Below are 26,663 nucleotides of genomic sequence, written 5' to 3'. Positions count from 1 at the left end.
GAGCCGCGTGGCCGCGAGTGAAACGGCAACAGACCCTAGGTATCTTTGCCTGCGGCTCCCTGGCGGCGATGCAAAGCCTCGTCGCCAGGGAGGGGGAGCTCTCGCGGCTCAGCTTACGCGGAAGCGGTTGACCTGTAGCTGCAGATCGCTGCCCAGGCGAGCGAGATCGACGCTTGCCGCCGACGTCTCTTCTGCCGCTGCCGCCGACTGCTCGGCGATGTCGCGGATGTTGGAAACACTGCGGTTGATCTCTTCGGCCACTGAGCTTTGCTCTTCTGAAGCCGTGGCAATCTGTTGGTTCATCTGTTGGATGCGTGACACCGCTTCGTCGATCATTGTCAGGGCCGTGCCTGCCTGGCGCGCCGCTTCCACCGTATCACCCGCCATGCCACTGCTTTGCGCCATGGCAGTAACGGCGTTTTCGGCACCGTTTTGCAGGGTGGCGACCAGTTGTTCTATCTGTTGTGTGGACTCCTGCGTGCGCCGTGCGAGGGCGCGTACCTCGTCGGCGACCACGGCGAAGCCGCGTCCTGCGTCGCCCGCGCGTGCTGCTTCGATGGCGGCGTTGAGTGCCAGCAGATTGGTCTGCTCGGCAATGCTCTTGATCACATCTAGCACCGTACCGATGTTGGCGCTGTCGCCTTTGAGGCGGCCGATGGCTGCGGCGGAGGACTCGACCGCTTGTGCCAGTTGCTCGATACGGCTGATGGCCTGCTGCACGATGGTGCTGCCCTTGCGCGTTTGGTCCTCGGCGTCTTGAGCTGAGCCGGCAGCTTGTTCAGCGTTACGTGCGACATCCTGTACTGTCGCTGCCATCTGGTTCATGGCCGTGGCTACCTGCTCTGTTTCCATCCGCTGCTCGGTAACCCCGGCACTTGCCTGCTCGGTCACGGCTGACAGTTCTTCAGCGGCTGTAGCAAGTTGCGTGATGCCGTTACTGAGTTGGCCGATCAAGTTGCGCAGGCCTTCGGTCATACGCTGTATGGCCTGCATGAGTTGCCCTATCTCGTCACGTCGCTCAGTGCTGATGTCGGCTGTCAGATCGCCATCGGCAACTTGGCGGGCCACGCCGAGGAGGCGTTGCAGAGGGCCGACGATGGCCTGGGTGATAAACAGTGCGCTAAGAACGCCTAAAACGAAGGCTATTACGGCTGCGGCGATTAGCGTCTGTTTCGCGTGGCTGGAGTCACTTTCCAGTAGCTTGTTTTGAAACGCTAGTGATTGGCCGGAAACGTCCGCAACCTCGCGAGCGCGCTGGGTCATGTCATGTTCTGTTTGGGCAACCTGGCCAACGGCGCTTTTCAGCTGGGCAAAGTGCTCACGATAGTCCGCCAGAAATTGCAGAGCTTGTTCGATGTTGGCGCGTTCTGTTGAGTTATCCAGGGTGCTTAGCAGTTGCTTTCCTTTGTTTTCAAGAGAGGTGAAGTGCTCCTCTAAAAGCTGGGCATATTTGTCATCCTTGCGCAGTAGGAAGTCCTTCTCGCGGCGACGGGCTTCAAGCAGTTCTGTGGATATTTCGTCGGCCAGGTTGGCTTGCGTGAGCAGGCTAATGCTGCTCTCGTCACCTGTTTGCTGGATTTTTTCGACGGCGCGGCGTCTTAGGATTTCTTCTTGCTCGTTAAAGCGCTTGAGTGCTTCACGTGCAGTCTCCTCCATGGCCTGCTGGGCTTTATGGCTGGCATCCATATCCTGACCTAACTGCAAGAGCTCGCTACGGTAGCCGCTGAGGCTCTCTTGTATCTGCCGCATAAAGGCTTGGTTCTCGGGGCGGACCATGTTCTTTTCACTGTCGGCGGCATGGTTTTGAATACCCTCCGAGAGGGTAATGGCCTCTTGCAGGTATTTCTTGTCGTCACGCAATAGGTAGTTTTTTTCCTGTTGCCGTGCACGCGTCAGGCTAGCGTCGATGTCGCTGACACTTCGCAGGGTATTGATGCGCTTCAATGTGGTGTTGAGGCTTTGCTGGCCGATCCAGGCTATCGCCAGGGTAATTATTAGGATCAGGCCAAAGCCAGACAGCAGTTTTTTACGAATGCTTAGGTCAAGAAGGATTTTGGTAAACATAGTTATCGCAACTCCTTGTAATGCCCATTGTGGGGCGTCCGAAGATTGATCGCGGCGACTGCTTGCGTGAGGTGCGCTTTATCAATGGTTATTGCTATGTCGGCCGACAGCGGTAAGCCTTAAGGGGGGCTTTTAATCATCATATATAGATGAATTTAACCGTCGATGGTTTAGAGCATAGCCCGTGATGCGACGTCCGTTGGACATCAGACGTCGCCTCGCTCCGCACCTACTGCGCAGTTCACTCTGGGTGAAGCAGGTGGGGGAATTACATTTGGGAACGTGCCCCGAGTTCGCGAGAGATGGCTTCGGCGCACTGTTGTAGGTTCTCGCGGTAGCGTTCGCGCGCCACCGGGCTGTCCATGATCGCCTCTGGGCCGGAGAGGTTGATGGCGGCTACGACCTCGCCCTGGTGGTTGCGCACGGCGCAGGCGATGGCGGTGGAGTAGTCGGAGCGATGCAAAATCCAGCCGCGCTCGCGGTCGCGTTCAAGTAATTGCTGGAGTTCGGGCAGGGTTTTCGGTGCGGGCGGCGGGTAGTCATCCAGGCGCACGTGCTGATACAGCTGGTCCAGCGCCATGGGCGTCAGGCCGCTGAGTAGCGTGCGGCCCATGGCCGTGCAGTGACAGGGGATGCGCGTGCCGATGGGGATGTTCACCGACAGCCGCTGGGCCGCATACGCGCGGGCGATGTAGAGGCTGTCGGTCTGCTCGCGGATCGACAGGTGGCAGGACAGCGAGGTGCGATCACGCAGCGCATTCAGGTGGGGCATGGCGATGTCCACTAGGTCGCGGCTGGCGAGATAGGCAAAGCCGTCGCAGAGCACCTGCGGGCCGAGCTCGTAGGTGTTCTTGCCTTGCTTACGTAAGTAGCCCATCTCGGTTAGCGTGATCAGGATGCGGTAAATGGCTGAGCCACTGACGCGAAGCTGTTCGGCAATCGCGTTGCTGCTCAGGCTGCGCTGCTGGGCATTGAACATCTGCAGAATGCTCAAGCCGCGCTGCAAGGCCGGCACGCGGTAGTCGCTGTCGCGCTCCAGTTCGTCTTCGTGTGTGCCCATGCTGGCGTCTCCGGCTCTTTGTGGGGTTGGCGATGGCTGCATGCTGGTCGATCCCGGGTTACGCCTGCGGCTAACCCAGGCTACGGGCTGAAGCGTTGCGTAGGGTGGATCCCGCTTCACCGATCCACCGTTGCGCCGGCGTTAAAACGCGTCATCCAGCCTGCGGACTCTTCAAAGCAGGGCGTCGAGCCCCACCGGCTGGCCGGCAAACTCCTCCATCGCATCCAGCAGCGCGCCCCACAGGTAGTGAGCCGAGGCGCGGTCGCAGAGGATGTGCAGGCACGGCAGTTCTGCTTGCGGCAGGTTGGCGATGATCACGTTGATCCGCGCCGCCGAGGTTTGCGCCACGCTGCCGGCCGGGAAGCTCTCGGGGCGTAGGTCGACCCCGCATAGTTTGGCCATCACGGCAGCGCTTTCCTGACCACTGAGCAGCAGCCAGGCGTGGCTGTCCTGACGTGGTAATAGGTAGTTGGCGCTGTCGTCGGGCACCCAGGCGGCCTCATCCTGGCTGATCCGTGCGCCGGCATCGAGCAGGCTGCCGAGTAGCAGGTATTCCGTTTGCGAGAGGCGTAGCACATGCCCGCCATCGGCCTGGCTGACGGCCAGGTTGGCGGCTTTGGGCAACTCATAGCCGTGGGCTTCGAGATAGGCGGCAGCCGCTGCCCCACGAAAACCGACGCGGGCCAGGTTGCTTAGATCAAGCAAGCCACACTGAGCAGCGGTTTGGCGTTCATCGGCGTGGCCATAGGTGGTGACGATGCAGCTGTCGGCAAAGCGGCCGAGTTGGGCGTCATCATGCAGCCGATAGAGCGGGCTGCGTTCACTGAATTGGGCGGCGTGGGTGGTCATGTTCACAACTCCTGACGCTGGGTTTGCGGGTCATAGAAAGGCAGTTTCACCACCGTGGCCTGGACCATTTCACCGCCTTCTACGCGGATGGGCAGGTGCTGGCCGGGCGTCGCTTGATCGACCGCGCAGTAGGCCAGGCCAATGATCTGGCCGAGGGTTTGCGAGTATTCGCATGAGGTGACGTTGCCGCTGATGTCTGCGCCCTTGAGTACCAGATGGCCTTCCAGTGGTTGGCTGCTGGATTTCGGCAGGCTGAAGCCCACCAGTTTGCGTTTGAGTGGCTGTGCCTCAAGGATTTCCACCGAGCGCTTGCCGACGAAGAACGGCTTGCTGCGCGCGATGGCCCAGTTCATGTCGATCTCGGCCGGGCTGGTCATGCCGTCGGTGTCTTGACTGATGATCACGTGGCCTTTTTCCAGGCGCAGCAGGCGCTGGGTTTCCACCCCGAATGGGCGCAGATCAAAGGCTTTGCCGGCCTCCATCAACGCGTCCCACAGGGCCTCGCCATAGCGTGCAGGCACATGGATCTCGTACCCCAGCTCGCCGACAAAACCGACCCGCAGCAGCCGCGCCGGAATCCGCGTGCCCGTCGCCGTGGTGATGCTGCCCTGGCGCACGCCCAGGTAGGGGAAGGCTTCGGCGGACAGATCAACATCCGTGCAGAGGGTTTGCAGCACCTTGCGCGAGTCCGGCCCGGCTAGGTTGACTGCGGCCAAGGCTGCGGTGACGTTGGTGATGTCGACGTCCAGCCGCCATTGCGCGTTCCACTTGAGCATTTGCTGGTACAAACGGTCGACGCCGCTGGTGGTGGCGGTGACGTAGAAGTGCTGGTCGGCAAAGCGCGCACAGACGCCATCGTCGATCACTACGCCATGCTCGTTGGTCATCAGCGCGTAGCGAGAACGGCCCACGGGCTGTTTGGCGAAGGCGAAGGTGTACATGCGGTTGAGCAGTTCGGCGGCATCCGGGCCACGTACATCAAGGCCGCCGAGCGTGGATACATCGATCAGGCCGACCTTCTCGCGCACATGCCGCGCCTCGGCCTGCATGCAGGCGTCGCGCTGATCCGCCGGGCCGTAGTAAGCCGGGCGTTGCCAGGCGCCTGCCGGCATCATTTTTGCGCCCAGCTCCACATGGCGCTGGTGCATGGCGGTTTGCCGATAAGGGTCGAAACCGCGTCCGGCAATATGTGCGAGTTTTTCCGCGACAAAGGGTGGCCGTGCCGTGGTGACCCCGGTTTCGCTGACGTTGCGGCCAGTGGCTTTGGCCACCAAACGCGCCGTCGGCAATGCCGAATGGCGACCCTGCGACGGCCCCATGCCCACGGTGGAAAAGCGTTTGACCAGTTGCACGTCGCGGTAGCCGTGACGAGTGGCGTTGACGATATCGCGCACTTGCAGGTCTTCGTCGAAGTCGACGAAATCCTTACCTTTGGGGTGCGGGAAAATCGGCCAGGGGAAGTTGACCGGGGCTTCCACGCTGTAGCTGGCGCTGCTGGCGCTGTGCTCCAGGCCCAAGGCGGCAATGGCGCGCTGGGCGATTTGCGCGCCTTCGCGCAGTACGTTGTCGAGGGCGTGGCGACCGTTCACCGAACCCGCCACATGCAGGCCTGCTGGCAACCCGCTGAGGTTGAACGCGGCGGCGGCATCGTCATACGCGAGTTTGCCGCCGGCCTGGCAGAGCAATTGGTAGACCGGCATATAGCCTGCCGACATGCACAGCAGGTCGCAGTCGATGCGCAGGCTGTCCGTCGCCACTTCGCCCTCGGCGACAATCCGCCGTATATCCACGGCCTCGACGTGCCGGCCGCCGATGGCTTCGTACACGGTGCTGGCGAGCTGGCAGGTGATGCCACGGGTTTGCAGGGTGGTGAGCAGCGTGCCGTCAGCTGGCTGCGCACGCATGTCGACCAGCGCGGCGACTTCTACGCCGGCGTCCAGCAGGTCGAGGGCGGCCAGGTAGCCGTCGTCGTTGCCGGTCAGCACCACGGCGCGCTGGCCGGGTTTGACCGCATACAGCTTGAGCAAGCGTTGGGCGGCGCTGGTCAGCATCACGCCAGGCAGGTCATTGTTGCGAAACACCACCGGCTGGTCGAAGGCCCCGGAGGCGACGATGCATTGCCGGGCGCGAACCTTGTACAGCCGATTGCCCTGGATCACCGGTAGGAAATGGTCGGTAAACCAGGCGTTGCAGGTGGCGTCTTTGAGAATACGAATGTTCGCGTGGTCTTCCACGGCAGCGAGCAATTCGCTGCGCAACTCCGCCGCCCGCAGGCCATCGATATCGAAGCGCGCCCAGGCCAGTGAACCGCCGAGATAAGCCGCTTGCTCGATCAGCAGCACCTTGGCCCCGGCATTGGCGGCGTTCAGCGCGGCGCTCAAACCGGCCGGGCCAGCACCGATTACGGCCAGGTCGGTGAACAGAAAGGCCTTGTCGTGGTACTGCGGCTGAAACTTCAGGTTGAGCACGCCCAGCCCGGCCTTTTTGCGGATCAGCGGCTCCCAGACCTTCCACATGCCCTTGGGTTTGAAGAACGAGCGGTAGTAGAAGCCGACTGGCATGAACTTCGAGAAGTGCCCGAGCACCGCGTCGCGGTCTTTCTCCAGGCTGCCGGCGTAGTTCTGTCCGGTGACGACTTGGCCACTGCTCAGGGTTTGCATGTCGGCCAGCACGTTAGGCTCGTCAGGCAGTTGCACCAGGGTGTTGGCATCTTGCCCGGCCATGCTCAGTGGGCCGCGTGGGCGGTGATATTTGAATGAGCGCGAGAGCAGCCAGCGGCCGTTGGCCAGCAAGGCGCTGGCGATGCTGTCGCCACTCAGACCCTGCAAGGAGGTGCCATCGAAATCGAAATTCAGCGGGCTATTGCGGTCGATCAACAAGCCGAATGGAGCCGGCAGGCGCTTGGCGGTGCTCATACGACCACTCCCTTGGGTTGTTCTGTGACGTTGAAGTCGACACGCTGGGTGAAGATTTCCTTCGGGTCGAAGGTGCGCAGAATGTCGTCGCTGACGGTGTGGCGTTCCGCCAGGAACCAATAGCTGGAGGCGTTATGCATCCACCATTCGATGACCACGCCAGCGCGGTTTTCGCTGTTGAACACGTAGTCCGCCCAGTCGGCGTCGCTGCAAGTGGCCGCATCGGGCATAGGCTTGAATTCGCCGCCATAGGTGAATTCGCTGATGTTGCGCGGGCCGTTCAGGGGGCAAGGCATGATTTTCATGGTGCGACGAACCTCAGTGACTGGCTGCGGTGGCGCCCATCTCGTTGACCTGTTGGAAGGTCGAGAAGCGCTCTAGAGCAAAAGGTTTGATCAGATCTGGCGTGCGTCCGCCGCTGGCTACCAGTTCGGCCATGGTCCAGCCGCAGATCGGTGTGGCTTTGAAGCCCCAGGTACCCCAGCCGGCGTCGAGGTAATAGTTGTCCAGGGGCGAGTGGCCCATGATCGGGCTGTAGTCCGGGGTCATGTCGGTGGTGCCGGCCCATTGGCGCATCAGCTTGGCGTTGGCCATAAACGGGAACATCTCGATGGCAGCCGCCAGCAGGCTTTCCTTGAGCTCCAGAGTCGAGCGGGTGTTGTACAGCGGGTAGGGGTCTGAGCCACCACCGAAGACGATCTCGCCACGACTGGTTTGCTGCACATAACAATGTAGCGCGCTGGAACTCACCAGCGGGTCGAGGAAGGGTTTGAATGGCTGAGTGACCATGGCCTGCAGCGGATAGCTGTGAATCGGTGCGCGGATGCCCAGCTTGCCCATCAACAGGGAACTGGCACCGGCGACGGCCTGCACCACGCAGCCGCATTGGATGGTGCCGCGATTGGTTTTTACCGCGCTGACCTTGCCGTTTTCCACGACGAAGTCCTGTACCTCAGTGAGCTGGTGGATTTCCACACCGCGCTTGGCCGCTTGCTTGGCATAGCCCCAGGCGACAGCGTCGTGGCGCGCGGTGGCACCGTCGATGTGCCACAGCCCGGCCAGTACCGGCAGGTGGCCGGGGTCGAGGTTCAGGCTTGGCACCAGTTCGCGGATTTGCTGACGGTCGAGCATCTCGGTACGCCCGCCGAAGTGCTTGTTCACCTCGGCGCGCTGACGGAAGGCGCGCACCGTGGCGTCGGTGTGGGCCAGGGTCAGTTGGCCGCGCTCGGAGTACATGATGTTGAAGTCGAACTCATTCGATAGTTCTTTGAACATCCGCACCGATTCGGCATAGAAACGCACGCCTTCGCTGGTCAGGTAGTTGGAGCGAATCACCGCGGTGTTGCGCGCCGTGTTGCCGCCGCCCAGGTAGGATTTCTCCAGTACCGCGATGTTGCTGATGCCGTGGTATTTGGCAAGGTAGTAGGCCGTGGCCAGGCCATGGCCGCCGCCGCCGATGATGACCACGTCATAGGATGATTTGAGTTCCTTGGGTGCCGGCAGATCGACGTCTACCGGGTACTCCGAGGACAGGCCGTATTTGAGCAGGGCAAAGGGCATTAGTAAGACTCCCGATGAGCCGTCAGACCATGTTGTTGGCGCGCGGCGGTGACGGTGTTGTGCATCAGCATGGCGATGGTCATTGGCCCGACGCCGCCGGGCACTGGGGTGATGGCCGAAGCAATTGGCAGCACGGCATCGAAATCGACGTCACCGACCAGGCGCGAGCGGCCGCCTTCGGTAATGCGGTTGATGCCGACATCGATCACCACTGCGCCGGGCTTGATCCACTCAGCGTCGATCATGCGTGGGCGACCGACTGCGGCGATGACGATGTCGGCCTGGCCGCAGAGCTTCTGCGGTTTACTGCTGCGCGAATGCAGCACGGTTACCGTGCAGTCGGCGGCCAGCAGCAAAGCGGCCATCGGTTTGCCGACGATATTCGAGCGGCCGATCACCACGGCATGTTTGCCGCGCAAATCGTCGATGGTGTTGCGCAGCAGGCGCATGCAACCTGCCGGGGTGCAGGGCGTCAGCACCGCACGGCCTTGGCTGAGGCCGCCAACGTTCTCGCTGTGGAAGCCGTCGACATCCTTGGCCGGGTCGATGGCTTGCAGAATGCGGTTTTCGTCGATGTGCGCCGGCAGCGGTAGTTGCACCAGAATGCCATTCACCGTCGGGTCGTCATTCAGTGTGCTAATCACTTCGAGAACTTCTTCAGCGCTGGCCTCGACGGAGAGCCGGTATTCCAACGAGCGAATCCCTACTTCGCCAGCGCGCAGCACTTTATTGCGCACGTAAACATGGCTGGCTGGATCTTCGCCGACCAGCACCACGGCCAGCGCCGGTTCAATGCCCTGGGCCTTGAGGTAGTCGACATCCGCCGCCACCTCGGCCAGCACCTCGGCGGCGATCGCTTTGCCGTCGATCAGCGTGGCGCTCATCGGAAGATCACCGTCTTGTCGTGGTTGAGGAATACGCGGTGCTCCAGGTGGTATTTGACCGCCTTGGACAGGGCCACGGTTTCGGTGTCACGGCCTACGGCAACCAGAGCTTCCGGGGTGTAGTTGTGGTCTACACGCTGCACTTCCTGCTCGATGATCGGGCCTTCGTCGAGGTCGCTGGTGACGTAGTGAGCGGTGGCACCGATCAGCTTCACGCCACGGTCAAAGGCTTGGTGATAGGGCTTAGCACCCTTGAAGCCCGGCAGGAACGAGTGGTGAATGTTGATCGCGCGGCCAGACAACTGCTTGCACAGATCGTCGGAGAGAATCTGCATGTAGCGCGCCAGCACCACCAGCTCGGTTTGCGTATCGTCGACGATCTTCAGCAACTCGGCTTCCTGCTGGGCTTTGCTGTCCTTGGTCACCGGCAGGTAGATAAAGCGAATGCCTTCACGCTCGGCCATCGGTCGCAGGTCGAGGTGGTTGGAGACGATGGCGGTGATCTGCATCTGCAACTCGCCCTTCTGGTGGCGATAGAGCAGGTCGGACAGGCAGTGGTCGTACTTGCTCACCATCAGCAGCACGCGAACTGGCACATCGGTGTCGTACAGCTCCCAGGTCATGGCGAAGTCTTTGGCGACGTCAACAAAACCATCCTTGATCGGCGTGAGGTCGTCGGCGATACCGGCGTTGAAGCGAAAGACTGCACGCATAAAGAAGGTGCCGCTGCTTTCATCATCGAACTGCGACATCTCGCTGATATAGCAACCTTGATCGGCGAGAAAGGACGTTACGGCGGCGACGATACCGGAGGTGGCGGGGCAACTGATCTTGATCACGTACTGGTGCTTGGCGTGTTGCATATCGAGTCCTCTGCTGGTGCGGCGGCAGAATTTCTTCATGGATAAATGAGTTGTTCGTCTGTGAATAAAAATTACCCTGACGAATCTATTTTTCGTGGTGGTGAATTTTATAAGTGAATAGGTGTGACGTGTCCATGCCTGATAGGAATTTTTTTATCTCGTGGGGAAAGTTATGACGAGTGGTCATATGGCCAGGCTGGGCACTGAGTTTTGTCTAGGTAGCGTCCAGGCAGCAGCCCGCGAGAGGGCCGCGAGACGCAAGCGCGAAGTGCTTACGAATAGGCGGTGGTGGGCACTGCCAATACGCCGGCGATTTGCTGTTGGATTGCCGCGAATCGCTTGGTGCTGCGCATATCGGGCTAATGCGCAGGGTTCACCGTGCTACTGCTATTTACAGCCGCGAGTAGGCAAACGGGCTAGGGTCGACCAGTGGTTGGCTGCCGTCGATCAGGTCCGCCAGCAGATGTCCGGCACCGGGCGCGATACCGAAACCGTGGCCGGAATAGCCCGTGGAAAGGTACAGGCCAGGTAGCGACTCGACCGGGCCAATGACCGGGATGGCGTCCGGGGTTACGTCCATAACCCCGGCCCAGCTCTGCTCGATACGCATATCGCGGAAGAACGGGAAGGCCTTGATCAGCGCCGCTTGGGCTTCGGCCAGAATCGCCGTTGAGGGCTGCGGGTCCAGCACGCGGCAGTGCTCGAAGGGGCTGGCACTGTCCATTGGCCAATGCCGTGGCTGGCGCAGTTCGTCGATAAAGCGTTGGTCCAGGCGCAGGCGTACTTCACTAAATTGCTTGCTCAGCGCCGGGAGGAAGTCGCGCAGGTAGCGAAAACTGTCCGGGGTGATCGGTGCCAGGTTGCCGTTGCGCTGGGCGATGCTGTAGCCGCCATCCTGACGTTTGCGAAACGCGTAGCGGCTGGCGCCGACCGCCAGCTCCGGGCCGCCGGGCATGGGCGCGGTCCGCAGCACCGAGGCGACAACCTTTAATTGCGGCAGACGCAAACCGAGGTTGGCGCAGAGCAGCGTCGACCATGCTCCGCCGGCCAGAACCACCTGCGAACTGCGCAGCAAGCCGCGCTCGGTGTACAGGCCGCGCACCTGTCCGGCCTCAATATCCAGCCCGCGCACAGCGCAGCCGGTGACGATGGTCGCGCCCAAACGTTGCGCCGCCCTGGCAATTATCGCGCTGGCCCGCTGCGGTTCGGCGCGGCCATCACCGGGGCTATACAGCGCTCCGGCCCATTCGCAGGCTGAACTCTGCGGCAGCATGCGCTGCAACTCTGGCTTATCCAGCAAGCGTGCTTGGGCTCCATAGGTGCTGGCGCTGGCCAGCCAATCCTGCTGTTGCTGCAACTGCTTGGGCGTTTCGCAGGCATAGATCACGCCGCTGCGCTGAAAGCCCAGGTCCTCGCCGATTTTGTTTTGCCAGCTATCCCACAGGCGCAGGCTGGCCAGCGCCAGGGGGATTTCTGCCACGTCGCGGCCCATGCTGCGGCACCAGCCCCAGTTACGTGATGACTGCTCCGCGCCAATCTCGCCTTTTTCTATCAGGGTTACTGGAATGCCGCGCGAGGCCAGCCAGTACGCTGTACTGACGCCGATGATGCCGCCGCCGATGATGGTGACTTCGCTGCTGGACGGTAGCGGCTGATGGCTATTGAACGGTTCGATGTGTGGGTACATGGCGTGCTCCTTGGCGGTCGCTGTGAGCATGCCGTGAGCAACAAGGTGCGCAATTTGCATCAGCGTCAGCGGTGACTTTTTATTAACAGGTGAGAAATGACTGATGCCCGACGCGGTACCCAAAGCCTTGATCGCGCATTCCAGCTGTTGCGGCAGGTGGCGGCGGCAGGCCGTGACGGGGCGTCACCGGCTGAGCTGTGCCAGGCCTGCGACTGTTCGCCGCCAACGGCCTATCGCCTGCTGCAGTACTTGCGTGAGCAAGGCTTCGTGCGCTCGGCGGTGCAGCGCGGGCGCTATGTGCTGGGCTATGAGCTGTTCGCCCTGGGCGCACAAGCTGGCAATGCCAGTGCCCTGCGCGAACACGCCCGGCCGGTGTTGTTGCGCTTGGCCCAGCAGTTTGGTGACAGCTTCTTTCTGCTGGTTGCCGACGGCTATCAGGTGCTGTGCCTGGACATGCTGGCCGGTGAGTTGCCGGTGCAGAGTTACAGCGGCGCGGTCGGTGGGCGTATACCAATGGGCCTCGGTCAGGCGTCGCAGGTGCTCTTGGCTTGGCTGGGGCGCGCTGAGCGCAACGAGATTCTTGCGCATAACGCGGCCACCCTGCGGCTGGACTACGGCCTTGATAGCGAGCAGATCGCCGCCAGCCTCAATAGTGTGCGTCGGCTCGGTTTCGCCAGCGGCTTGGTGGATAAACGTTTGCCGGGCTACACCGGCCTGGCTGTGCCGATCCTTGATGGTGCTGGGCACCCGCTGGGGGCACTCAGTTGTGCGCTGGCCCGACCACGGATGACCGAGGCCAGGCGTCAGGCCTTGGCCAAAGCCATGCAGGACGCGGCGCAGCGCTTGGCGGGTAAGTTGGCGGCATGGTGATCGCGGTGTTTGCTTCAGGGCGGCCGTCTTACTTAAAAAATTGACTGGGGGTCATCCCGAACTGCTTCTTAAACATGGTGCTAAATGCACTGGGGCTTTCGTAGCCCAATTGCCCGGCCACATCGATGATCTTCTCTCCGACGGCGATGCGCTCCAGTGCCAGCAACAGGCGGGCTTGCTGACGCCACTGGCCGAAGGTCATGCCGGTGCCATTTTGGAACAGGCGTTGGATGGTTTTTTCGTCGAGGTGCAGGCGCGCGCTCCAGTCGGCCAGGGTTGAGCCGTCGCCCGGGTCTTGCTGTAAGGTGCTGCAGATGGCGTGGATGCGTGGGTCGGCGGGCTGCGGCAGGTGCAACGGCAAGGCCGGGAGGATCTTCAGCTCGTCCAGAATCAGGTTCATCACTCTGGCTTCGCGGGAGTTCTCGGCATAGGGTTCGCTGATTGCCACGCAGGCTTTGATCAGCTCGCTAAGCAGCGGAGAAATACTCACGGCTTTGGGCTCGCTGGGTAGCTCCAGTTCAACGTCTGGGCGCACGTACACGCTGCGCATTTGTACCGGGCCGACACAACGCACGGCGTGAACCTGGCCACTGGGCATCCAGATGCCACGGCTGGGCGGAACGGTCCATTGGCTGAACGCCGCGTTGACCACCATCACGCCTTGAATGGCGTAGATCAACTGATGCTTGTTATGGCAGTGGGGCTCAACGCTGTGGTTTTCGGGATAGTCCGCCGCTTTACCACTGACCAGCCAGTTGCCGTTATTGATCGCCGTTAACGATTCACTTAGCTGCATGTTGCTTTCGCCCTTTTTGCGATGGTTGTTGCCCGAATTTCGCGAGACAGGCAGTTTCACGAAAACTTAGGATAGCCGCGAACGCTGAATTCCAGCAGCGCGTTCTGCTGGAGTCGCGTCTGTCGCTCACGATTTCTGTCTGGAAGATCGAACATGTCCCTCAGTACCACTGCTTCGCCCTCGACTTCAGCGTCGCCGTCGATAGCCAATCAAGCCAGCCCCTTGGTGATGCGCGTGATTGGTGCCTGCGCGTTGGCGCACCTGATCAACGACCTGATCCAGGCTGTGCTGCCGTCAATTTATCCGATGCTCAAGGCTAATTACGGCCTGACCTTCGCCCAGGTCGGCCTGATTACTCTGACCTTCCAGCTGACGGCCTCGCTGCTCCAGCCGTGGGTGGGTTACTACACCGACCGCCATCCCAAGCCTTGGCTGCTGCCGTTGGGTTCGCTGTGCACGCTGATTGGCATTTTGATGCTGGCTTTTGTCGGGAGCTTCCCGGCGATTCTGCTGGCCTCGGCGCTGGTGGGGATTGGCTCATCGACCTTCCATCCAGAGACCTCGCGCATCGCCCGTCTGGCCTCGGGGGGCCGTTTTGGCCTGGCGCAATCGACCTTTCAGGTTGGCGGTAACGCTGGCAGTGCCTTTGGCCCACTGTTGGCGGCGGCCATCGTGATTCCTTACGGCCAGGGCCAGGTTGCCTGGTTCGGGCTGTTCGCGACATTTGCCATCTTCGTGCTTTACGGCCTGAGCCGCTGGTATCGCAACCACCTCAATCTGTTCAAGCTCAAGCAGGGCGGTGTCGCCACTCACGGGTTGTCGAAGCGCCGGGTAACGGCCGCTTTAGTGGTGCTGGCGACTTTGGTGTTTTCCAAATACATCTACATGTCCAGTTTCACCAGCTACTTCACTTTCTACTTGATTGAGAAGTTCCACCTGCCGGTCGCGACCTCGCAGCTGTATCTGTTTTTGTTTCTGGGGGCCGTTGCGGCGGGGACCTTTTTTGGCGGGCCGATTGGCGACAAGATCGGCCGGAAAAAAGTGATCTGGTTTTCCATTCTAGGGGTAGCGCCTTTCACCCTCGCCTTACCCCATGTGGACCTGTTCTGGACCGGCGTGCTGAGCATGGTCATCGGCTTTATCCTCGCCTCGGCCTTCTCTGCCATCGTGGTGTTCGCCCAGGAGCTGGTGCCGGGCAATGTCGGCATGATCGCCGGGGTGTTCTTCGGCTTGATGTTTGGTTTTGGCGGCATTGGTGCGGCGTTTCTCGGCTACCTGGCGGATATCCATGGCATCGAGTATGTGTTCTTCCTGTGCTCGTTCCTGCCGTTGTTAGGCGTGCTGACCGTGTTATTGCCGTCGACCAAAGGGGTTTAATGCGCTAGGGGTGATGACGGCAGCGATAACCGTCAGCCCTTAGCCGGCCAGGCAGTGCTGGCCACTAAGGGCGGGTGTTAGTGCATCGCGGTAAGTGGCTAATGCCACTGTTGCAGTGGGCACGCCAAACGCCGCTCAGCCATTGGCGGTTTAGTCGCGGCCATGAGCAGCATTTGCTGTCAGCAGCGCTTAGATAAACGCCTGCTTCGTCACGCCGCGAGGGAGGCGGTTTTTACCTGGCAGTTGCCCCAGGCGTTGTTGCCACGCGGCGCGAGGGGACAGGGTGGGGGTTGGTTGTTTTATTTCAGCTGTTGCCAGGGCCGCCTTCGCGGCTTTTGCTGCAGCGCGCAGTTCAGCCAGGGTAGGCGTCTTACGTACCGGCTCTGCAGTCCCTTTCTCAACAGTGCGAAGGCAGAGTTTGCATGACACCTGAGTCGCATCCTGAGTGCTGCTCAGGTTCGCACCTACGCGTCCGCATGCAATATTTTCCTGGGCCGTGGAGTAGTGAATTGCCAACGTGTTTTCTCCTGAATTTTCGGGCGCGGGATTCTACACGGTTCGTCTAGCACACGAGCGGATTTGGCATAAACGCAGGCACGATCAGGCAGATGATCTGTTTGCGGCGCAGGTGTTGCGTTGTTAACGCGAGAGGTATTTGACGATGGCTGCAGCTATGCGCGCTGGTGCTTTTATTGCGCGTTGGGTCGCTCATAGCGGTGCTGGATGCGTTGCAGTTCACCGGATTGGCGCAGTTGCTCAAGAGCCTTGGCCCAGGCTGCTACCAGTTGGTCTTCAGAGTCGCGGCTGAAGGCGATGTACAGCGATGAGCGATAGACTTCGAGAGGTACTTGCCGCAGTGCCCCGGGTGCGATGTGTAACCGACGGCTGTAGTAAGCCACCCCCGCATCAGTGTCGCCGATGATGACATCAGTGCGTCCGGCCAGCAGCATGCGATAGAGCTGCTGGCTTTTGGTTGCGCTTTTATCGAGGTTTTTGAAACCCAGTGACTGCAGCATGTCGGGCACCAGGCCGGCATGTCGCGTGGTGATTTTCGGCGCGTGCAGCAGTTGCTCCAGGGATGTTATCCGCAGCGCTGCGTTGGCCAACTGATAAGGGTGGATAGACTCTTCCACAACCGGTCCGACCCATTTGTATAACGGTTCACGCTCTGCGGTGCGGAACATGGAGTACATGATGGTCTTAGGTCGCGTCTGCATTACATAGGTGGCGCGCATGCTGGGTAGCAGCACGATCTCAAAATTATCCCCGGTCTGCGCCATGATGGCCCGGACAATGTCTGTGGTCATGCCCGTGAGCTGACTGTTCTCTTGATAGTTATACGGTGCCCATTCTTCGGTCACGATTTGATACTGCTCGGCCCTGACAACAGTGCCGAACAGCAGGCAGAGCAGCGCTGTAGTAATTGTCGAATGTTTCACGTGTTCTGCCTGGTGGGCTGGGCGTTTGCGGTTTTCGAGGGTGTAGCTGATTCAACGAGCAAAGTAAGCATAGACCTTGTCACGCATCTCGCGTTTGGTGCCGTGCCGTAGCGGCGTTGACGGATAACGCCGTGCTCAGGGGTAACCATAGTGCCTTGATGTCTGAGCGAATACGTCGCGCGGGATTTCCTCATGCTGAGTCAGCAAGCCACATGCCTGGGGATGCCGACTGGATCTATTTCTTTATTTGCCGCGAGCGGTACTGATGGCGTCGTTCGCACTTGCTAAGTGCTAACGGCATTTGGCGCTTCGCGACAAATTGATCGGCGCGCTCTGAACAGCACAGCTCAGCCGGCACCATAGTTCATGATCGATAACAGCCTGATCGGCACTTGCACCAGTTTTTCCGGGCCGTGCGGTACTTCGCCGTCGAAGGTCAGGCTGTCGCCGGCGCGCATTGGGTAGAGCTGGTTGCCGTGGCGATAAACCAGTTCGCCTTCGAGCAGGTGGAGGAACTCGGTGCCCGGGTGGGAGAAGGTCGGGAACTCCTCACTGGCGTCGTCCATGCTCACCATATAGGCCTCGAAGCTTTTCTTCGGCCCACGTGTGTGGTTGAGCAGGCGATAGGTGTGGCCTTTGTCGGTGCCACGGCGCACCACTTCCAGGCCTTCGCCTTCTGGCACCAGCAAGGCACCGCTGCCCTGCTGATCATATTGGCTGAACAACTTGGACATTGGCATGCCAAGCACATCGCACAGGCGGCTGAGGGTGTCGAGGCTAGTGGAAACCTGGGCGTTCTCGATCTTGCTGAGCATGCCCTGACTGATGCCAGCGATGCGCGCGACGTCAGCGATTTTCAGTTCCTGCGCCTGCCGCTGTCGGCGGATTTGCATGCCCAGGTACTGCTCAAGTTTGAGGCGGGGGGAGTTTTCCTTGGATGTAGTCATGCGTGCCTGCATATTGAGAATAAAAAATTCGCACCAGTAATGTGCGTGACGCCTTTCTTCAGTGCATTCCGCTACTGGACTTTCCTCCTATGAAAGCATCTTTCCCGAGAAGATAGAAGAATCCCGGGCCTTTCAGCGGGGGCGACAAGGTTGGCAAGCTGCTTGCATTTCTTTTGGGGAAATTAAAATTCCTGAGCGGAATAAATGGCGGCACAACCGGAGGTCAAAACCCATGTTGCCCAGTGAGACCCAGAAAATTATCGACCAGCATGGCATCAAGTACGTGCTGGCCCAGTTTGTTGATATCCACGGTGCTGCCAAAACCAAGTCGGTGCCGGTGTCCGGTCTGCATACGGTGGCCGAAGAGGGCGCCGGGTTTGCCGGGTTCGCCATTTGGGGAATGGGCATGGAACCCCATGGCCCTGACTTTATGGCGCGTGGAGATCTGTCCACGCTGATGCCGGTGCCTTGGCAGCCGGGTTATGGCCGGGTGGTCTGCGTTGGCCACGTCAATGGCCAGCCGCATCCCTACGACACACGTCATGTGCTGCAACAACAGGTGCAGCGCCTGGCTGATCGTGGCTGGACCTTGAATACCGGTTTGGAGCCAGAGTTCAGCCTGTTTCGCCGTGATGCCGAGGGCAAGTTGTGTGCGGTGGACGGCAGCGACAAGCTGGAAAAACCTTGCTACGACTACAAAGGCCTGTCGCGTTCGCGGGCTTTTTTGGAAAAGCTCACTGAGTCGCTGCAGCCGGTCGGGTTCGATATCTATCAGATCGATCATGAAGATGCCTGCGGCCAGTTCGAGATCAATTACACCTACAGCGATGCGTTGGAGTCGGCGGACCGCTTTACCTTCTTCCGCATGGCGGCCGGCGAGATTGCCAACGACCTTGGCATGATCTGCTCGTTTATGCCCAAGCCTGACCCGCGCCGGGCCGGCAATGGCATGCACTTCCACCTGTCCATCGCCAGCGCCACCAACAAAAACCTGTTCCATGACGCCAGCGACCCCAGCGGTATGGGCTTGTCGAAAATGGCCTATCACTTCCTCGCCGGCCTGCTGGCCCACGGCCCAGCGCTGTGCGCCTTCGCTGCGCCCACGGTGAACTCATACAAACGCTTGGTGGTTGGTCGCTCGCTGTCCGGGGCAACCTGGGCTCCGGCCTTTATCGCTTACGGCGACAACAACCGTTCGGCGATGTTGCGCATCCCTTATGGGCGTATCGAGTTCCGCCTGCCGGACGCCGGTTGCAACCCCTACCTGGTCAGTGCCGCGATCATCGCCGCCGGCCTTGACGGCATCGACCGTCAGCTCGACGCGGGCGCGGCCTGCAACGAAAACCTCTACAGCCTGAGCCTGGAAGAGATCGCCGCACGCGGCATCGAGACCCTGCCGCAATCGCTCAAGGAAGCCTGCGACGCGCTCGACGCCGACCCATTGTTCCGCGAGGTACTGGGCCAGGAAGTCGTCGGCGAGTTCGTCAAGCTCAAGCGCATGGAATGGGTCGAGTACAGCCGCCACGTTTCCGACTGGGAAATCGAGCGTTACACCGAATTTTTCTAGCCGATTGCCCACTGCGTTGGGCAATTGCATCAGCCATTGACAGCGCTCCAGAGGGGCGGCAATGAGGATACGTTTATGTGTGGAATCGTAGGGCTGTATTTGAAGAACTCGGCGCTGGAGTCGCAGCTCGGGGCCTTGTTTGAACCGATGCTGCTGGCCATGACTGACCGTGGCCCGGACAGTGCCGGCTTCGCCATTTATGGTGATGAGGTCAAGGATGGTTGGATCAAGCTGACGCTGCAGAGCACTGACGCCGGCTATGACTTCAAGGCGCTGATGGGCGCGCTGGAAGGGCGTCTAGGTTGCTCTCTGGATTGGTTTCAAAACGCCAGCGCCGCGGTGCTTAAAACCAACGCTGAAGAGGGCGCAATCCGCGCTGCGCTAGCCGAACTGGCACCGGCTGTACGGGTAATGAGCGTCGGCCAAAGCATTGAAATTCTCAAAGGCATGGGCCTGCCCAAGGATATTTCCGAGCGGTTTTCGCTGGCCAAGATGAAGGGTAGCCACATCATCGGTCACACCCGCATGGCCACGGAAAGCGCGGTAACCATGGAAGGCAGTCACCCGTTCTCCACCGGCCAGGACCTGTGCCTGGTGCACAACGGCTCGCTGTCCAATCACTTCCGCCTGCGTCAGGAACTGCGTCGCCACGGCATTGAGTTCGAGACCGACAACGACACCGAAGTGGCGGCTGGTTATCTGACCTGGCGCTTGCGTGAAGGCGACTCGCTGAAACAAGCCCTGGATCATTCGCTGGAAGACCTCGACGGCTTCTTCACCTTCGCCATTGGTACGCGTGATGGCTTTGCGGTGATCCGTGACCCAATCGCCTGCAAGCCGGCGATCCTTGCGGAGACGGACGACTACGTGGCCATGGCTTCGGAATACCAGGCCCTTGCCGGTCTGCCAGGCATTGATAAAGCCAAGGTATGGGAGCCAGAGCCGGCCACCATGTACATCTGGGAACGCAGCGCTTGAGCCCACTTGGAGCCGCTGCGTAAGGTCGCGGCGATCCTCTGGCTGACTGACTTTTGGAGACGAATTAATGAAGACCATCGACCTTTCCAGTGCCACCGTGCGCGATCTCAACCAGGCGCTGCATGACCAGGCTAAACAGCTTGAGGAGCGCGAGTGGCGGGTGACCAACAGCGGCGGTAAGCACAACCTCGCCGTTGGCTTGAACGAGGCTTTGAGCATCGATGTTGAGGGGCATGCCGGTTACTACTGCGCGGGCATGAATCAGAAGGCCTGCATCACCGTACATGGCAACGTCGGCGTAGGCGTGGCGGAAAATATGATGTCGGGCGTGGTACGCGTCACAGGCAGCGCCTCGCAGGCGGCCGGTGCTACCGCGCATGGCGGCCTGCTGGTTATTGAGGGTGATGCGGGCGCGCGTTGCGGGATTTCCATGAAGGGCATCGACATTGTGGTGGGCGGCAATATCGGCCACATGAGCTGCTTTATGGGCCAGGCCGGGCGTTTGGTGGTGTGCGGTGACGCTGGCGATGCGCTGGGTGATTCGCTCTATGAAACGCGGATTTACGTCAAAGGCACGGTCAAGTCGCTGGGCTCTGACTGCATCGCCAAAGAGATGCGTGCCGAGCACCTGGAAGAGCTGAAAGAGCTGCTTAATCGTGCCGGCTTCAACGAAGACCCAGCCAGCTTCAAACGCTATGGCTCGGCCCGCGAACTCTACAACTTCGAGGTCGACAACGCCTCGGCGTACTGATTGCGCATTTTGTTGTGGAGGCGGTCAGGCCAAGCGTGTGCCGCCGCGTCCACCGACCCCGTTCAAAGGAGCCTTTTTATGAGTAACGAATACCCTCCGGTGCTGCGCGAGTCCGCCACCTTCGACCGTCTGACCATTCAGGAAATCCAGCGTGCCGCCGAAACCGGCATCTACGACATTCGTGGCGGTGGTACTAAACGCAAAGTGCCGCACTTCGACGACCTGCTGCTGCTCGGCGCCTCCATGTCGCGCTACCCGCTGGAGGGCTATCGCGAGAAGTGCGGCACTGACGTGATCCTCGGTAACCGCTTCGCGAAAAAACCGATCCACCTGAAGATCCCGGTGACCATTGCCGGTATGAGCTTCGGTGCGTTGTCCGCCCAGGCCAAGGAAGCTCTCGGCCGTGGCGCGACCATTGCCGGTACTAGCACCACTACCGGCGATGGCGGTATGACCCCGGAAGAGCGCGGTCAGTCGCAGCATTTGGTGTACCAGTACCTGCCATCACGCTACGGCATGAACCCGGACGATCTGCGCAAGGCCGATGCCATCGAGATCGTTCTCGGCCAGGGCGCCAAACCCGGCGGCGGCGGCATGCTGTTGGGCATGAAAGTGACCGAGCGGGTTGCCGGTATGCGTACGCTGCCGATTGGCGTCGACCAGCGCAGTGCCTGCCGCCATCCCGACTGGACTGGCCCGGACGACCTGGCGATCAAGATTGCCGAGCTGCGCGAAATCACCGACTGGGAAAAACCCATCTACGTGAAAATCGGTGCCAGCCGTCCGTACTACGACGTCAAACTGGCGGTGAAGGCCGGTGCCGACGTGATCGTCCTCGATGGAATGCAAGGCGGCACGGCAGCCACCCAGGAAGTGTTTATCGAGCACGTCGGCATCCCGATTCTCTCGGCCATCCCGCAAGCGGTGCAGGCCCTGCAGGAGATGGACATGCACCGTAAGGTGCAGCTGATTGTCTCCGGTGGTATTCGCACCGGTGCTGACGTCGCCAAGGCCATGGCCATGGGCGCTGACGCCGTGGCCATTGGCACCGCCGCGCTGATCGCCCTGGGCGACAATCATCCGAGCCTGGATGAAGAACTGAAAAAAATCGGCTCTGCCGCTGGCTTCTACGACGACTGGCAGAACGGCCGCGACCCTGCCGGCATCACCACCCAAGACCCGGAACTGGCCAAGCGCCTCGACCCCGTCGCCGGTGGCCGGCGTTTGGCCAATTACCTGCGCGTGCTGGTGCTAGAAGCGCAAACCATGGCCCGCGCCTGCGGTAAATCCCACCTACACAACCTTGACCCTGAGGACCTGGTCGCCCTCACCGTCGAAGCCGCCGCCATGGCCCGTGTGCCATTGGCCGGCACCAACTGGGTGCCAGGACAGCAGTACTAGGCTGCTCGCGGGTAAAAAAGGGCCGCAACGCTTGACGTTGCGGCCCTTTTTTGTGCTCGGGGTTTGGCAACGACCTTCTAGGTCGGCCTACCGTTGAGCACGCGACTCGGGTGGGGGAGGTTGCAGCTGGAGAAGGTCATTTCATTTATTAAATCTGGCCGGCGGGTTAGATCGTTTACCAATATTAGGCAGCTTTTTCAGGGCCTACATTTTTATGCACTCTAAAGATCTCGTTCAGCACAGATGCCGACTTTTACCCTTGTTTTTTGTATGGTTGTAAATCCATTTGAGGATGTTTAGTGTCTCAGGAGATTGCGAGATTTTGTGAAGTGACTCACATTTTCAGTGACTGTATGAGTTCTTCGAAAGTCTGATCCCTCTCGGCGGCCTTTGTTGTGGCAAGTCACTACGGGCATTGATACCTCGCTAACAGGAACCCCCATGCCCCTTTCTGCATCCAACGATCATTTCCGGCTTGTTGTGGACGCCGCGCCTACGGGCATCGTTATGGTTGATCCGCATGGCACCATTGTGCTGGTGAATCGACACTTGCTTGGGCTGTTTGGCTATGCGGAAGCAGAACTTCTAGGGCAACCGATTGAGTTGTTATTACCCCAGTCCGTCCGTGCAACCCATCCCGGCAAAGTTCGCGCTTTTTTCAATAATCCCTCTGTGCGTTCTATGGGGGCCGGGCGAGACTTGTATGCGACCCGTAGGGATGGCGAAGAATTCCCGGTAGAGATTGGCCTGACCCCGGTGGACACTGAGGATGGCCCGCATGTGCTCGCCACCATTGTTGATATCACTGAGCGAAAGACTGCCGAGAAGCAAATTGCACGTAGCCGTGATCAGTTCAATGCTGTTGTGGAGGCTTCTCCCACGGGCATTGTGATGGTCGATGAGAATGCCCGTATCACGTTGGTCAATTACAAAATTGAAAGCCTGTTTGGGTATTCGCGCCATGACCTTATCGGACAGCCAATTGAAGTATTGCTGCCCGCGCGAATGCGCTTTGGACACCCAGAGAAAGTGAGGAGTTTTTTCACCAATCCCACCAGCAGAGCCATGGGCGCAGGGCGCGACCTTTATGCTGCCCGTTTTGATGGGACTGAGTTTCCAGTTGAGATTGGTCTGAACCCGATTGATTTGTTCGATGGTCGACAGGTCATGGCCACTATTGTTGATATCACCGAGCGTAAAAAAGTTGAGCTCAAGCTGCTGAGTGCCAACGAGGGGCTTGAGCAGTTTGTTTATGTTGCCTCGCATGACCTACGCTCGCCTCTACGCGGCATTGCCGATCTGCTGGAGTGGATCAAAGAGGATATTCAAGAGACTCCCAACGAGAAGGCGGTGAAAAATATTGAGCGTGCACAACTGCGCGTAGAGCGGCTCGAATATTTGATTGCTGATTTATTGAAATATGCTCGTGCGGGCTCGGCAGATGCGGAAATTTCACGCATTGATGTACGAGATCTAGTTGCACGGATATTTGAGCTGCAGCCTTTACCGGCAGGTTTTGACGTCAAATTAAATATTGAACCTTTGATCATGCATGCGGCACGTACGCCTATTGATACGGTGCTGCGCAACCTGATAGCTAACGCGGTGAAGCATCATGATCGCAATGAGGGGATGTTGACTGTCGGCGTGTGTGACAAAGGAAAGTTTATTGAATTTTCGGTTGGTGATGACGGCCCTGGCATTCCTGAGCATGCGCAACAACGTATCTTCAAGTTATTTCAGACTGCGTCGTCGAGTGAACGACAAGGTTCCGGGGTAGGTTTGGCCGTCTCCAAGCGTTTAACGGAAGCGCACGGCGGCTGGATTACTGTTGAGTCTAAGACTGGGCTGCGTGGAGCCACATTCCGTGTGAGCTGGCCCAATACTCAGCCTGGTAAACAAGGAGACTAACTGTGCCGCAGAGACATAAAAATGGATTCTCAATTCTATTAATTGAAGATGATGATGTTGCCGCTGAAGCAGCGATGCGCAACTTAAGAAAGAATGGCCTCGATTACCCGCTTTATACGGCTGCCAATGGGGCCGAAGGCTTAGATGCGCTGCGCGGTATTGGCCCGCACGGGGTGTTGCCTAAGGCCACCATCGTATTGCTGGACCTTAATATGCCCGTTATGGACGGTTTTGAGTTTCTCGAAGCCCTGCGGGCCGACCCCATACTTCGTTCCACAGTCGTATTTGTGCTGACAACTTCTGATGCTGATCAAGACCGCACAAGGGCTTATCACAGTTGTATTGCCGGCTACATGGTGAAAACCGCCTTGGGCAGCCAACTTTCCAATCTTGCCAATCTGCTGAAGTCCTATGATGCCGCCATTACACTCGCTTGATGCCGCTGCAGAAAAAACAGCGATGCGCTTGTTGGTAGTTGATGATGATGATGTCGACCGCGAGCGTATTTGCCGTGTCTTAGCAAAGAGTTGTGTCGCGTGTACGGTGACGGAATCTGCGACGCTGGGGGATGCGCGGGCTCTTCTGGCCGCGAATGATTTTGACTGTATTTTTTTGGATTACCACATCGGCGGTAGTACCGGCACTGAACTGTTGCATGAGATCAAGGACAGTTCGCGATCCTATGTCCCGGTCATTATTATCACCGGCAGCGACAATGAGCGTCTGGTCGTGCAAACCATGCAGAGTGGCGCGTATGACTTTATCTCCAAGATGCAGTTACAGGTTGGTCTGATAGATAGCATTCTGATCAATAGCCAGCAGCGCCTTCGTCTGGAGCGTGAGTTAAAAACCGAGCGAGAGCGGCTTGAATACCTAAGTTTTTACGACACGTTAACTGGGCTGCCAAACCGTGCACTGTTTTTTGATCGGGCCGAGCAAACGTTGCAGTCCGCATCGCGCAGAGGCCAAACGTTCGCCATCATGCAGATTGACCTTGATCTGTTTAAAAATGTGAACGATAGCTTCGGTCATTGGGCCGGAGATATGGTACTGGCGACGGTGGGGGAGCGCATTCAAGCGATTCTGCGGGGAGCTGATACGGTTGCACGCTTTGGTGGCGATGAATTTGCGATCGTACTATCAGAGGCTTCGCCCCCTGAGGTGGCTTTACATGTTGCCGAAAAAATCACTGAGGCCGTGCGCAAGCCTATCTCTATTGGCGAACACCTAGTCATTATTGAGTCCTCAATCGGCATTGCGCTGTATCCCTCACAAGGCGACTGCTTACAGACGCTGCTGCTCAAGGCTGATTGGGCGATGTATGCGGCCAAAAACAGCGCCAACCTGTGTCTTATATACGCCGAAGGTATGGACTCCATGCGCCAACTTCCGGCACCGGAAAGTGATCGTCTGCGGCTGGCTATTGAACGCCAAGAGCTGTTTGTTGAATACCAACCGATCATGGATCTGAGCACTTACGCTGTTGATGGCTTCGAGGCGCTTGTGCGTTGGCGAACCCCGGAGGGAGAGATTGTACCTCCTGGGGTATTTATCCCTTTGGCCGAGCGCTCCCCGCTAATCCGGCCGTTGACGTATTGGGTTCTAGGTGCGGTGCTAGACCAAGCCCTGCTCTGGTGCTCGCAGGGCCTAATGCTTACCGTTTCTGTGAATATCTCTGCGCGCATGCTTGATGACACAACCTTGGCGCAGTGCGTGCTGCGCGAGCTGGAAGTTCGTGGGCTGCCGACACATCTACTCACGCTAGAACTGACCGAAACGGCACTTATGTCCAACGTTGAAAGGGCGAAGAAAACCCTGGACGAACTAATCGGTGCCGGCGTGCGTATATCCATTGACGATTTCGGTGCAGGGTTTACCTCGTTTAAATACCTGCGCCAGTTGGATGTTTCAGAAATCAAAGTGGATATGGCATTTACGGCCGAACTTAAAGAAGGTTCGCGTGACAGTGTGATTGTTCGTTCCATCGCCCAACTGGCCAATGGTTTTGCTATTGCTGCTGTAGCTGAAGGTATAGAGAACCTTGATGATGCCGCCAAGCTGCTGGCGCTCGGGTGCCATAAAGGCCAGGGCTATGGGATTGCGCGTCCGATGTTGGGCAAACTCGTTGCTGAATGGCTGACCGCTTGGAATGACAACAAGGCTTTGTTGCGTAAATAGCCGAGCGTCTTTTGTCGTTTTGGGCTCTGGTTGCCTGACAGGCTGGACCCGTCTATTGCCCCACCCTCTAACTTGTGTGGCCAGCGCACGGGGCTGTCAGGTTTTTACCGGTGATTCAGCTTGTGCGTCAGTTGCAGCTTTCTAAGTCCGCGCCATGAGTAACAAGCCACTCCAGTGACTTGTCTTTTAGTGGTCGCTCAAAGGTTGGCGCTTAGGCTCCCGCAATCATGTAGATCTTGCGCACTGGCGTAAGGTTTTCCCAAGTGCCTTTGAAGCCGGCGGCCACTACGAAGGTGCTGCCGGGGCCGAACTCCTGGCTGCTGCCGGCTTCGTCTGTCAGGCGTACCTGGCCTTCGATGATGTGGCACAGCTCGTCGTAATCGCATACGCAGCGCTCTTTGTGTACGCCGGCTTGCCAGATGCCGGCAGTCAGGCCGCGCTCGGGGCTGGCGAAGTGTCTCCAGGTTTGGCTCTGGTAAGGGGCATCAACGATAGCCGGGTCGGCGATTTCCCGTTCGATGGCTTGTAGCTGTGGATTGGCGAAGTTGATGACGTGCTGGGTCATG

The 26,663-nt window shown here is 59.2% G+C and carries 23 protein-coding genes and 1 pseudogene; 9 read left to right on the top strand and 15 right to left on the bottom strand.

Annotation, left to right across the window (positions count from 1 at the left end; genetic code table 11):
* Window positions 1-108: 108 nt before the first annotated feature.
* The 10 genes and pseudogenes from VCA57_RS02080 to VCA57_RS02035 all read right to left on the bottom strand — a co-directional run bounded on the left by VCA57_RS02080 (window position 109) and on the right by VCA57_RS02035 (window position 11,882).
* On the bottom strand, window positions 109-852 hold the full coding sequence (locus tag VCA57_RS02080; RefSeq protein ID WP_411183308.1) for a methyl-accepting chemotaxis protein: 744 nt from the start codon (window positions 850-852) through the stop codon (window positions 109-111).
* A 117-nt stretch (window positions 853-969) separates the two neighbouring features.
* Window positions 970-2,064, bottom strand: a pseudogene (locus tag VCA57_RS02075) (methyl-accepting chemotaxis protein); the annotation flags it as partial.
* Between the two features lie 268 nt (window positions 2,065-2,332).
* Window positions 2,333-3,124 carry an IclR family transcriptional regulator gene (locus VCA57_RS02070; RefSeq protein WP_411183305.1) on the bottom strand — a complete coding sequence of 264 codons (792 nt, stop codon included), beginning with the start codon at window positions 3,122-3,124 and terminating at the stop codon, window positions 2,333-2,335.
* Between the two features lie 171 nt (window positions 3,125-3,295).
* Entirely contained in the window at window positions 3,296-3,973 is a 678-nt protein-coding gene (locus tag VCA57_RS02065; protein WP_411183304.1) for a sarcosine oxidase subunit gamma, read from the bottom strand.
* Between the two features lie 2 nt (window positions 3,974-3,975).
* On the bottom strand, window positions 3,976-6,888 hold the full coding sequence (locus tag VCA57_RS02060; RefSeq protein WP_411183303.1) for a 2Fe-2S iron-sulfur cluster-binding protein: 2,913 nt from the start codon (window positions 6,886-6,888) through the stop codon (window positions 3,976-3,978).
* A complete protein-coding gene (locus tag VCA57_RS02055; RefSeq protein ID WP_411183302.1) occupies window positions 6,885-7,193 on the bottom strand; it encodes a sarcosine oxidase subunit delta in 309 nt (102 codons plus the stop codon). Before VCA57_RS02055 ends, VCA57_RS02060 begins: the two co-directional genes overlap by 4 nt.
* A gap of 13 nt (window positions 7,194-7,206) precedes the next feature.
* Window positions 7,207-8,448: an FAD-dependent oxidoreductase gene (locus VCA57_RS02050; protein ID WP_411183301.1), complete on the bottom strand. Its 1,242-nt coding sequence runs from the start codon at window positions 8,446-8,448 to the stop codon at window positions 7,207-7,209.
* A complete protein-coding gene (gene folD / locus VCA57_RS02045) occupies window positions 8,448-9,332 on the bottom strand; it encodes a bifunctional methylenetetrahydrofolate dehydrogenase/methenyltetrahydrofolate cyclohydrolase FolD (protein ID WP_411183300.1) in 885 nt (294 codons plus the stop codon). The genes VCA57_RS02050 and folD overlap by 1 nt, the downstream gene beginning before the upstream one ends.
* A complete protein-coding gene (purU, locus tag VCA57_RS02040; protein WP_411183299.1) occupies window positions 9,329-10,195 on the bottom strand; it encodes a formyltetrahydrofolate deformylase in 867 nt (288 codons plus the stop codon). The genes folD and purU overlap by 4 nt, the downstream gene beginning before the upstream one ends.
* 391 nt (window positions 10,196-10,586) lie before the next feature.
* A complete protein-coding gene (locus tag VCA57_RS02035) occupies window positions 10,587-11,882 on the bottom strand; it encodes an NAD(P)/FAD-dependent oxidoreductase (protein ID WP_411183298.1) in 1,296 nt (431 codons plus the stop codon).
* A gap of 96 nt (window positions 11,883-11,978) precedes the next feature.
* Here VCA57_RS02035 and VCA57_RS02030 point away from each other — a divergent pair, with 96 nt between their 5' ends.
* Complete coding sequence (locus tag VCA57_RS02030; RefSeq protein WP_411183297.1) at window positions 11,979-12,752, top strand: IclR family transcriptional regulator; 774 nt, start codon at window positions 11,979-11,981, stop codon at window positions 12,750-12,752.
* 28 nt (window positions 12,753-12,780) lie between these two features.
* On the opposite strand, the gene VCA57_RS02025 is transcribed toward VCA57_RS02030, so the two are convergent.
* Entirely contained in the window at window positions 12,781-13,548 is a 768-nt protein-coding gene (locus VCA57_RS02025; RefSeq protein WP_411183296.1) for an AraC family transcriptional regulator, read from the bottom strand.
* A gap of 153 nt (window positions 13,549-13,701) precedes the next feature.
* Here VCA57_RS02025 and VCA57_RS02020 point away from each other — a divergent pair, with 153 nt between their 5' ends.
* Window positions 13,702-14,925 (top strand): MFS transporter, encoded by a 1,224-nt coding sequence (locus VCA57_RS02020; protein WP_411183295.1) that lies wholly within the window; start codon window positions 13,702-13,704, stop codon window positions 14,923-14,925.
* A 189-nt stretch (window positions 14,926-15,114) separates the two neighbouring features.
* Here VCA57_RS02020 and VCA57_RS02015 read toward each other — a convergent pair whose 3' ends face one another.
* From VCA57_RS02015 to VCA57_RS02005, 3 genes are all read right to left on the bottom strand, one after another.
* Window positions 15,115-15,441 carry a hypothetical protein gene (locus VCA57_RS02015; protein ID WP_411183294.1) on the bottom strand — a complete coding sequence of 109 codons (327 nt, stop codon included), beginning with the start codon at window positions 15,439-15,441 and terminating at the stop codon, window positions 15,115-15,117.
* A gap of 173 nt (window positions 15,442-15,614) precedes the next feature.
* Entirely contained in the window at window positions 15,615-16,364 is a 750-nt protein-coding gene (locus VCA57_RS02010) for a substrate-binding periplasmic protein (RefSeq protein ID WP_411183293.1), read from the bottom strand.
* Between the two features lie 347 nt (window positions 16,365-16,711).
* Window positions 16,712-17,311 (bottom strand): helix-turn-helix domain-containing protein, encoded by a 600-nt coding sequence (locus VCA57_RS02005; RefSeq protein ID WP_411183292.1) that lies wholly within the window; start codon window positions 17,309-17,311, stop codon window positions 16,712-16,714.
* A gap of 232 nt (window positions 17,312-17,543) precedes the next feature.
* Between VCA57_RS02005 and glnT the strand changes: the two genes are divergently transcribed.
* From glnT to VCA57_RS01970, 7 genes are all read left to right on the top strand, one after another.
* Window positions 17,544-18,878 (top strand): type III glutamate--ammonia ligase, encoded by a 1,335-nt coding sequence (gene glnT / locus VCA57_RS02000; protein ID WP_411183291.1) that lies wholly within the window; start codon window positions 17,544-17,546, stop codon window positions 18,876-18,878.
* Window positions 18,879-18,953: 75 nt separating this feature from the next.
* Window positions 18,954-19,856 (top strand): class II glutamine amidotransferase, encoded by a 903-nt coding sequence (locus VCA57_RS01995; RefSeq protein WP_411183290.1) that lies wholly within the window; start codon window positions 18,954-18,956, stop codon window positions 19,854-19,856.
* A 67-nt stretch (window positions 19,857-19,923) separates the two neighbouring features.
* Window positions 19,924-20,607, top strand: coding sequence for a protein glxC (locus VCA57_RS01990; RefSeq protein WP_411183289.1), 684 nt, complete (start codon window positions 19,924-19,926; stop codon window positions 20,605-20,607).
* A 78-nt stretch (window positions 20,608-20,685) separates the two neighbouring features.
* Complete coding sequence (locus tag VCA57_RS01985) at window positions 20,686-22,008, top strand: FMN-binding glutamate synthase family protein (protein ID WP_411183288.1); 1,323 nt, start codon at window positions 20,686-20,688, stop codon at window positions 22,006-22,008.
* A gap of 441 nt (window positions 22,009-22,449) precedes the next feature.
* The gene (locus tag VCA57_RS01980; RefSeq protein WP_411183287.1) at window positions 22,450-23,919 is read left to right on the top strand and encodes a sensor histidine kinase; all 1,470 of its coding nucleotides are present in this window, start codon (window positions 22,450-22,452) and stop codon (window positions 23,917-23,919) included.
* Window positions 23,920-23,921: 2 nt separating this feature from the next.
* A complete protein-coding gene (locus tag VCA57_RS01975) occupies window positions 23,922-24,356 on the top strand; it encodes a response regulator (RefSeq protein ID WP_411183286.1) in 435 nt (144 codons plus the stop codon).
* Window positions 24,334-26,097, top strand: a complete 1,764-nt coding sequence (locus tag VCA57_RS01970; RefSeq protein ID WP_411183285.1) for an EAL domain-containing protein — start codon at window positions 24,334-24,336, stop codon at window positions 26,095-26,097. Before VCA57_RS01975 ends, VCA57_RS01970 begins: the two co-directional genes overlap by 23 nt.
* A gap of 211 nt (window positions 26,098-26,308) precedes the next feature.
* Here VCA57_RS01970 and VCA57_RS01965 read toward each other — a convergent pair whose 3' ends face one another.
* Window positions 26,309-26,662, bottom strand: a complete 354-nt coding sequence (locus VCA57_RS01965; RefSeq protein ID WP_411183284.1) for a cupin domain-containing protein — start codon at window positions 26,660-26,662, stop codon at window positions 26,309-26,311.
* Between the last annotated feature and the right edge of the window lies 1 nt (window position 26,663).

It is taken from the genome of Pseudomonas sp. (genome assembly GCF_046581935.1).
Classification (GTDB): Bacteria; Pseudomonadota; Gammaproteobacteria; order Pseudomonadales; family Pseudomonadaceae; genus Aquipseudomonas.
This window is presented reverse-complemented; position numbering and strand designations above follow the sequence as displayed.